9 protein-coding genes are annotated in these 8,895 nt (G+C 72.1%); 5 read left to right on the top strand and 4 right to left on the bottom strand.

Going from position 1 to position 8,895, the window contains the following annotated elements; genetic code table 11:
• The 3 genes from A9X03_RS25865 to A9X03_RS25875 all read right to left on the bottom strand — a co-directional run.
• A partial coding sequence (locus A9X03_RS25865) for an amidohydrolase (RefSeq protein WP_067890155.1) occupies window positions 1–896 on the bottom strand: 896 nt, incomplete at its 3' end.
• Window positions 893–2,083: a M20 family metallopeptidase gene (locus A9X03_RS25870; RefSeq protein WP_067752370.1), complete on the bottom strand. Its 1,191-nt coding sequence runs from the start codon at window positions 2,081–2,083 to the stop codon at window positions 893–895. The genes A9X03_RS25870 and A9X03_RS25865, both read right to left, overlap by 4 nt.
• A 36-nt stretch (window positions 2,084–2,119) precedes the next feature.
• The gene (locus tag A9X03_RS25875; RefSeq protein WP_067752366.1) at window positions 2,120–2,785 is read right to left on the bottom strand and encodes a cutinase family protein; all 666 of its coding nucleotides are present in this window, start codon (window positions 2,783–2,785) and stop codon (window positions 2,120–2,122) included.
• 56 nt (window positions 2,786–2,841) lie between these two features.
• On the opposite strand from A9X03_RS25875, the gene A9X03_RS25880 reads away from it, so the two are divergent.
• Window positions 2,842–3,648: a purine-nucleoside phosphorylase gene (locus A9X03_RS25880; RefSeq protein ID WP_067752363.1), complete on the top strand. Its 807-nt coding sequence runs from the start codon at window positions 2,842–2,844 to the stop codon at window positions 3,646–3,648.
• Window positions 3,649–5,277, top strand: a complete 1,629-nt coding sequence (locus tag A9X03_RS25885; RefSeq protein ID WP_068263672.1) for a phospho-sugar mutase — start codon at window positions 3,649–3,651, stop codon at window positions 5,275–5,277. It abuts the gene before it with no gap.
• Between the two features lie 3 nt (window positions 5,278–5,280).
• Here the strand turns inward: A9X03_RS25885 and upp are convergent, their stop codons facing one another.
• Window positions 5,281–5,904 (bottom strand): uracil phosphoribosyltransferase, encoded by a 624-nt coding sequence (gene upp / locus A9X03_RS25890; RefSeq protein ID WP_067783975.1) that lies wholly within the window; start codon window positions 5,902–5,904, stop codon window positions 5,281–5,283.
• A gap of 116 nt (window positions 5,905–6,020) precedes the next feature.
• On the opposite strand from upp, the gene A9X03_RS25895 reads away from it, so the two are divergent.
• The 3 genes from A9X03_RS25895 to A9X03_RS25905 all read left to right on the top strand — a co-directional run.
• A complete protein-coding gene (locus A9X03_RS25895; RefSeq protein ID WP_067783978.1) occupies window positions 6,021–6,899 on the top strand; it encodes an alkaline phosphatase family protein in 879 nt (292 codons plus the stop codon).
• Window positions 6,900–6,953: 54 nt separating this feature from the next.
• The gene (locus tag A9X03_RS25900; protein ID WP_067783976.1) at window positions 6,954–8,249 is read left to right on the top strand and encodes a primosomal protein; all 1,296 of its coding nucleotides are present in this window, start codon (window positions 6,954–6,956) and stop codon (window positions 8,247–8,249) included.
• 41 nt (window positions 8,250–8,290) lie between these two features.
• Window positions 8,291–8,895, top strand: a 605-nt coding sequence (locus tag A9X03_RS25905; RefSeq protein WP_156746680.1) for a VWA domain-containing protein, incomplete at its 3' end; no start/stop codon positions are given.

An 8,895-nucleotide genomic window follows, 5' to 3' on the forward strand; every position in this document is an offset into this window, starting at 1 on the left:
GGCGGCACACCCCTCCGGTATTGCAGCGTGTGTTCGATGCCGAGCGGCGCCAGCAGCGCCGACACCGTCTCGCGGATGATGTCCTCCAGGCCGACCCAGGTCTGCCGGCTCGCGGTGCGCACGGTGCCGCCCAGCACCCCGGACTGCGGGATGGCGTTGGCGGCCACCCCGGCGTTGACCGCACCCCACACCAGGACGGTCGCGTTGCGCGGGTCGATGCGGCGGGACAGCACACCGGGCAGCCCGGTGATCAGCGTGCCCAGCCCGTAGACCAGGTCGGCGGTCAGGTGCGGGCGCGACGTGTGCCCGCCCGGCGAGTGCAGCGTGATCTCGATCTGGTCGGCCGCCGAGGTGATCGGCCCGTGCCGGACCGCGATCTTGCCGACCTCCAGCCGCGGGTCGCAGTGCAGGGCGAAGATCCGCGAGACCCCGGTGATGGCGCCGGCGGCGATGGCGTCGATCGCACCGCCGGGCATCAGCTCCTCGGCGGCCTGGAAGATCAACCGGACGCCGACCGGCAGCTCCGGCACCGACGCCAGGGTCAGCGCGGTGCCCAGCAGGATGGCGGTGTGGGCGTCGTGCCCGCAGGCGTGCGCGACATTGGGCATGGTCGAGGTGTACGGCGCGCCGGTCCGCTCGGCCATGGGCAGCGCGTCCATGTCGGCCCGCAGGGCGATCCTCGGTTCGTGCTCGGGGCCCAGGTCGCAGACCAGTCCGGTGCCACCCGGCAGCACCTTGGGGTTCAGCCCGGCGTCGGCCAGCCGCTCGGCGACGAACTGGGTGGTGGCGTACTCCTGGCGGCCCAGCTCGGGGTAGCGGTGGATGTGCCTGCGCCACTCGACGAGGTCGTCGTGGTGTGCGGCCAGCCAGGACGTGGCGGCGTCGGCCAGGCTCATGGGTGCGCCCGCCGTTCTCGCGCGGCCAGCACCCGGTCACGCTGGGCGGGTGTTTGGGCCAGCTGAACGACCGTGCGGGCCAACATGATTGCGCCCTCGACGACGGCGCGGTCGCCGCTGGGGCCGGCCGCGGCGGTGGCGAAGGCGCGCTGGTGCACCGTGGCGCCGCCTGCGTCGAGCCCGACGATCGGATGGATCCCCGGCAGCACGTGCGTCACGTTGCCCATGTCGGTGCTGCCCATGGGCAGCGCCGCTTCGACCTCGCGGGCCACCGGCTCGCGGCCGAGCCGGCACATCTCGTCGCGGAACACGTCGGCCAGCCATTCGTCGGGCCGGAGTTCGTCGTAGGCGGGCGCCGGGTTGTCGATCTCGTATTCGCAGCCGGTGGCCAGCGCGCCCGCGGCGAAGCACGCGTACATCCTGCCCTCCAGCTGTCTCAGGGAATCCGACTCGAACGCCCGCATCGCGTACTCCAGCGTCGCGCGCCCGGGGATGACGTTGACCGCCTGTCCGCCGTCGGTGACGATCCCGTGCACCAGTTGACCCGGGGCCAGTTGCTGCCGCAACAGCCCGACGGCCACCTGCGCGACGGTCACGGCGTCGGCGGCGTTGATCCCCAGATGCGGCGCGACGGCGGCATGGGATTCCTTGCCACGGTAGTGCACGGTCGCCTCCGACAGCGCCAGCGAGCGGGCCGCGGCGATGTCGGCGGGACCGGGATGCAGCATCACCGCCGCCGCGACGTCGTCGAACACCCCGGCGCGCAGCAGCAGCGCCTTGCCGCCGCCCATCTCCTCGGCGGGGGTGCCGATCAGCGCCACCCGCAGGCCCAGTTCGTCGGCGACCTCGGCCAGCGCCAGCGCGGTGCCCACGGCCGACGCGGCGATGATGTTGTGGCCGCAGGCGTGACCGATCTCGGGCAGTGCGTCGTATTCGGCGCAGACCCCGACGGTCAGTGGGCCGCTGCCGAAGTCGGCGCGGAAGGCGGTGTCCAGTCCACCGGCCGACGCGGTGATCGCGAAACCACGCTCGGCGACCAATGCCTGCGCCTTCGCGCAGCTGCGATGCTCGGCGAACGCCAGCTCGGGCTCGGCGTGGATGGCGTGGGACAGCTCAACCAGGTCGGAGCCACGTCGCCGCACGACTTCCTCGACCCTGTTTGACGGGTCGTCCAATGCGGTGGGCATCCTCGCAGTATCCCACCGCGACCTTAGGCCCCGGGCCTACACCAGCCCGGCGATGAATCCCGCCGCCTGCCCGGGGTACGGCGGCACCCCGTAATCGTGGTGCGCATCCCGGTCGCGGCCGCCGACCACGCACACCGGGTCACCGGGGCTGCAGATGTCGATGGCGCGGCCGGCGAACAGACCCGTCGTCGACAAGGGCGTGTTGAAGCGGTTTCCGGGGTTGCCGAACACCGCGACCGCCGCCACCTTGTTGGCCAGGCCGGGATCCAGCGCGGGGGCCGATCCGAAGTTGCCGATCCGCTCGCCCAGCGGCGGCACCCCGGCCAGCATCGACACCGCGGCGGCGCCCTGCGAGAAGCCGCCGAGCACCAGCCGCGTCCCGGGGCACTGGTCGACCATCTGCGCGATGTGGTCGCGCGCGTCGTTGGCGCCGTCGGCGGTCTGCAGGAAGTTGTAGCTGGCCGGGTAGTTCACCGGGTAGGCGTCGACGCTGCGCGAGCCGAGGGCGGGCCGCAGGGCGTCGAGCAGCGCATCTCCGGCCACCCCGAGGCCCGGCGGCTCGGCGGTGCCGCGGGCGAAGATGAGTTGGACATCGGGGCATCCGTCGGCCCGCGCCACCGGCGGCCGGCCGCTCGCAATCGAAAACAGTGACACCGCAACGGCGACGGCCAGGCCGACCACCTGCCACCTAGGAAGTTTCATGCGGCAGATTTTCACATATGCCGGCGCGGGCCGTCGCGGCGCTAAGCTCCCCGACTGTGAGCGACCCCGCTTCCGACCCCACCGAACTGGCGCGATTGGCGGCGGAGGTCATCGCGGAGCGCACCGGAGTCCCCGAGCACGACGTGGCCGTCGTACTCGGATCGGGATGGCGCCCGGCGGTCGCCGCCCTGGGCTCGCCGACCGCGGTGCTGCCCCAGGCCGACGTGCCCGGGTTCGCGCCGCCGACCGCGGTCGGGCACACCGGCGAACTGATGTCGACGCGCATCGGCGAGCGCCGGGTGCTGGTGCTCGTTGGCCGCGTGCACGCCTACGAGGGTCACGACCTGTGCCACGTGGTGCATCCGGTGCGGGCCGCCTGCGCGGCGGGGGCGCGCATCGTCGTGCTCACCAACGCCGCCGGCGGCCTGCGGCCGGACCTGACGGTCGGCCAGCCGGTGCTGATCAGCGACCACCTCAACCTGACCGCCCGCTCGCCGTTGGTCGGCCCGCAGTTCGTGGACCTGACCGACGCCTACGCGCCGCGGCTGCGGGACCTGGCCCGCCAGGGCGACCCCGGGCTGGCCGAGGGGGTCTACGCCGGCCTGCCGGGGCCGCACTACGAGACCCCCGCCGAGGTGCGCATGCTGCGGGCGCTGGGCGCCGACCTGGTCGGGATGTCCACCGTGCACGAGACCATCGCCGCGCGGGCCGCCGGCGCCGAGGTGCTGGGGGTGTCGCTGGTGACCAACCTGGCCGCCGGGATCAGCGGCGAGCCGCTGAGCCACGCCGAGGTGCTCGCCGCGGGCGCCGCGTCGGCGAGCCGGATGGGTGCGCTGCTGGCCGACGTCGTGGCCCGGTTTTAGATGGCGCCCGAGCGACCCTCGGCCTCCGGCGACGCCCGGCTCGCGGTCGCCGCGGCGGAGTGGATCGCACACGATCCCGACCCGGCGACGGCCGCCGAGCTGGCCGCGTGCGCGCCCGACGAGCTGGCGGCGCGTTTCGCGCGGCCGCTCAGGTTCGGCACCGCGGGCCTGCGCGGTCCGGTCCGCGGCGGGCCGGACGCCATGAATGTGGCGGTGGTGTCGCGTGCCACCTGGGCGGTGGCGCAGGTGCTGCGCGGCCGCGGCCTGGCCGGCGCGCCGGTAATCGTCGGGCGCGACTCCCGGCACGGCTCCGCCGTCTTCGCCACCGTCACCGCCGAAGTGCTTGCCGCCCAAGGCTTCTCCGTTCAATTGCTACCCGGCCCGGTGCCGACGCCGGTGGTCGCGTTCGCGGTGCGCCGCACCGGCGCCGCCGCCGGCATCCAGATCACCGCGTCGCACAACCCGCCGGCCGACAACGGCTACAAGGTCTACGCCGACGGCGGCATCCAGATCGTCTCCCCCACCGACCGCGAGATCGAGACGGCGATGGCCGGAGCGCCCCCGGCCGACGAAATCGCCAGGGCGCCGGTGCAGCCCACCGGCACCGATGTGGTCGAGCGCTACGTCGCCCGCGCCGCGGCGGTGCGGCGCGGCACCGGGACGGCGCGGGTGGCGCTGACGCCGCTGCACGGGGTCGGTGGCGCCGTGGCCGTGGCGGCGTTGCAGCGCGCCGGCTTCGATCGGGTGCACACGGTGGGCGCGCAGTTCGCGCCGGACCCCGACTTCCCCACCGTCGCCTTCCCCAACCCCGAGGAGCCCGGCGCCACCGACGCGTTGCTCGCCCTGGCCGCCGACGTCACGGCCGACGTCGCGATCGCGCTGGATCCCGACGCCGACCGGTGCGCGGTCGCCATCCCCACCGCGTCGGGCTGGCGGATGCTGTCCGGGGACGAAACCGGTTGGCTGCTCGGCGATTACATCCTGTCGCGGAGCACCGACCCCCGGGCGGCGGTGGTGGCCAGCTCCGTGGTGTCGTCGCGGATGCTGGCGGCGATCGCGCACCGCTACGGGGCCACCCACGTCGAGACTCTCACCGGTTTCAAGTGGCTGGCGCGCGCCGACGCGGGCGTGCCCGGCGGCACGCTGGTCTACGCCTATGAGGAGGCGATCGGGCACTGCGTCGACCCGGACGCCGTGCGGGACAAGGACGGCATCAGCGCGGCCGTGCTGGTGTGCGACCTGGTGGCCACGCTGAAGGACCGGGGCCGTTCGGTGGGTGACGCGCTCGACGACCTCGCCCGGCGGTACGGCGTGCACGACGTCGCCGCGGTGTCCCGCCGTGTCGACGGCACCGCCGAGGCGGGCGAGTTGATGCGTCGGCTGCGGGCCGCGCCACCGGGAACGCTGGCCGGGTTCACCGCAACGCTCACCGACATCACCGACGCGGTGATCCTCACCGGCGGCGACGACGGCACGTCGGTCAGACTGGTGGTGCGACCGTCCGGCACCGAGCCGAAGTTGAAGTGCTACATCGAGGTTCGTTGCGCCGTGGCCGGCGGCCTGGACGACGCCCGCCGGCGCGCCGGCGCGTTGCGCGACGAGCTGATGTCGGTGGCGCGAAGCTTCTAGCAGCTAGCGAGGACCATACTGGCGGTCCCCGGCATCGCCGAGGCCGGGGACGATGTAGGCGTTCTCGTTGAGCCCGTCATCGACGGCCACGGTGAAAAGCCGGGCCGTGGGCACCGTTTCCCCAAGCGCGGCAACGCCTTCCGGGGCGGCCACCGCGCACAGCACCGTGATGTCGGTGGCGCCGCGCTCGAGCAGCAGGCCGACGGTGTACTTCAGCGACCCACCGGTGGCCAGCATCGGGTCGAGCACCAGCACCGGCAGGCCGGCCAGCTCGTCGGGCAGCGACTCGAAATAACCTGTGGGCCGGTGGGTTTCCTCGTTACGGGCCACGCCGACGAATCCGACCCGGGCTTGCGGCAACAGCGCGAGCGCCTGGTCGACCATGCCCAGTCCGGCCCGCAGCACCGGCACCAGCAGGGGCGGCTTGGCCAGCCGCACCCCCAGCGTTTCGCCCACCGGTGTGCGGATTCCGAAGGTCTCGCGGGGCGCGTCCCGGGTGGCCTCGTAGACCAGCATCGCGGTCACGTCGCGCAGCGCCGCCCGGAAGCCGTCGTCGGCGGTGCGTTCGTCGCGCATCGTCGTCAGCCGGGCGACCGCCAGCGGGTGATCGACAACGCGCACCTCCACGGTGTTCGACCCTATATAACAATCCGGCCGCTTTTCGTTAAACGCCCCGCCGAAACCGGCCGCGTCGGCGCGGCCCGTGGCTCGCGTCACCCTATGCTCCCGTGATGCCGGGCGGAATGAGGGGTTCAACGGGGTTGACCGGCAGGGCATTTCGCATCCTGCACCTGCTCTGCGCGGTCGCGCTGGTGGGGCTCGCGGCCGGCCCGCTGAGCGCGCGCATCGGCCTTGTGGCGGCGGCGATTCCGCAGCCCGCGCACATCGTGATCGTGGTGGAGGAGAACCGCTCCGAAGCCAACATCATCGGCAACAAGTCGGCGCCCTTCATCACCGCCCTGGCCGCCAGCGGCGCCAACATGGTGCAGTCGTTCGCCGAAACCCACCCCAGCGAGCCGAATTACCTGGCGATGTTCGCCGGCAGCACCTTCGGCGTTACCAGCGACCGGTGCCCGGTCAACGCGGGCGACGCCCCCAACCTGGGTTCGGAATTGCTCGCCGCGGGCTACACGTTCGCCGGTTTCGCCGAAGGCCTGCCCGCGGTCGGCTCGCCGGCCTGCACCGCAGGCAAGTACGCGCGCAAGCACGTGCCCTGGGCCAATTTCACCAACGTGCCGCCGGCGAACTCCCTGCCGTTCTCCGCGTTCCCGATGGGCAATTACGCGAGCCTGCCCACCGTGTCGTTCGTCATCCCCAACAACGACGACAACATGCACGACGGGTCGATCGCGCAGGCCGACACCTGGCTCAACCGCGAGCTGTCGGGTTACGCCAACTGGGCGGTGGCCAACAACAGCCTGCTGATCGTGACGTGGGACGAGGACGACAATTCCAGCCGCAACCAGATCCCGACCATCTTCTACGGCGCGCACGTGGTCCCCGGCAACTACGCCGAGCGGATCAACCACTACAACCTGCTCTCCACGATCGAGCAGATGTACGGGCTGCCCAAGACCGGATACGCGGCCGGCGCGCCGCCGATCGCCGATATCTGGGGCTAGAACCCGATGGCCCGATGGCCCGCGTCTTCGGCCGCCGTCGCTATTGTGTGCCGCATGGCTGCTGACCTCGTGCCCATCCGCCTGAGCCTGTCCGACGGCGACCGCTACACCATGTGGGCGCCCCGCTGGCGCGACGCCGGCGACGAGTGGGAGGCCTTCCTCGGCAAGGACGAGGACCTGTACGTCTTCGAAAGCGTCGCCGACCTGGTCGCGTTCGTGCGCTCCGACACCGACAACGACCTGGTCGATCACCCGGCGTGGAAGGACCTGACATCGGCGCACGCGCACAAGTTCGCGCCGGCCGGGGACAAGCAATTCGATCTGGTCGCGGTCGAGGAGCTGGTGTCGGAGAAGCCCACCGAGGACTCGGTGACCGGGCTGGCCCGCACGCTGTCGCTCGTCTCGTCCATCGGGTCGGTGTGCGAGCTCCCGGCGGTGTCGAAATTCTTCAACGGCAACCCGACGCTGGGCACCGTGTCGGGCGGGATCGACCACTTCGCGGGCAAGGCCGGCCTCAAACGCTGGAACGCGATCGGCGAGATTATCGGCCGGGGCTGGGACGACGTGCTGGGCGCGATCGAGGGCATCGTGACCACCCCCGAGGTGGACGAGAAGCTGTCGGCCAAGGCGGCCGACGAGCTGGCCGAGGAGCCGGAGGAAGACGAGGCCGAAGACACCGAGGCCGGCGCGGAGGCGGAGGAGGCCGCGGACGAGGCCGACGAGGCCGAGGAGGCCCTGGAGGATGACGTCGAGGCCGACGAGGAGCCCCGCGCGGCCGGCGACACCGTGATCCTGGGCAGCGACGAGGATTTCTGGCAGCAGGTGGGCATCGACCCGATTCGGATCATGACGAGTTCGGGCACCTTCTACACGCTGCGGTGCTACCTGGACGACCGCCCGATCTTCCTGGGCCGCAACGGGCGCATCAGCGTGTTCACCTCCGAGCGGGCGCTGGCCCGCTACCTCGCCGACGAGCACGACCACGACCTTGCCGACCTGAGCACCTACGACGACATCCGCACCGCGGCCACCGACGGCTCGCTGGAGGTCAAGGTCACCGAGGACAACATCTACGTGCTCAGCGGGCTGGCCGATGACATCGCCGACGGGCCGGACGCCGTGGACCGCGACCAGCTGGACCTGGCCGTCGAGCTGCTCCGCGACATCGGCGACTACTCGGAGGAGGGCACGGTCGATAAGGCGCTCGAGACGGGGCGCCCGCTGGGCAAGCTGGTGGCCTACGTGCTCGAGCCCGGCTCGGTCGGCAAGCCGTCGGCGCCATACGCGGCGGCGGTGCGGGAGTGGGAGAACCTGGAGCAGTTCGTCGACGGGCGGCTGCGCAGGGAGTAGCCCCCGTTTGACGGGCCCGGAAGTCTCCTCTTTACTGGCGGGTGTCGCTTCCCGGGATAGGCCCGTTGCCCCTGTACGGCTTTCAGCGCCCGGGCATGCTCGTGTTCGGTTTGCTGCCGCTGGGCTTGTTGGCGGTCTACATCCTGGTCCAGGCCCGCCGCCGGCGCCGGCTGCGCCGGTTCACCGAGGAGGCCGTGCCGCAGTCGCCGAGGCGGCACCTTCCGATCGCGGTGGCGCTGCTCAGCCTGATCCTGTTGACCATCGCGCTGGCCACCCCCACCCACGACATGCGTATCCCCCGCAACCGGGCTGTCGTCGTGCTGGTCATCGACATGTCGCAGTCGATGCGGGCGACCGACGTCCCGCCGAACCGGCTCAAGGCCGCCGAGGAGGCGGCCGGCCAGTTCGCCAGTCAGCTCACGCCGGCCATCAACCTGGGGCTGGTGGAATTCGCGGCCAACGCGTCGCTGCTGGTCTCCCCGACCACCAACCGCGAGGCGGTGAAGGCGACGATCGACGCGCTCAAGAAGCTCGACTTCGCCGACAGCACGGCCACCGGCGAGGCCATCTTCACCGCCCTGCAGGCGATCGCGACGGTGGGCTCGGTGATGGGCGGCGGCGACGGCCCGCCGCCGGCGCGCATCGT

The organism is Mycobacterium sp. E1715, from assembly GCF_001667625.1.
Lineage (GTDB): Bacteria > Actinomycetota > Actinomycetes > Mycobacteriales > Mycobacteriaceae > Mycobacterium.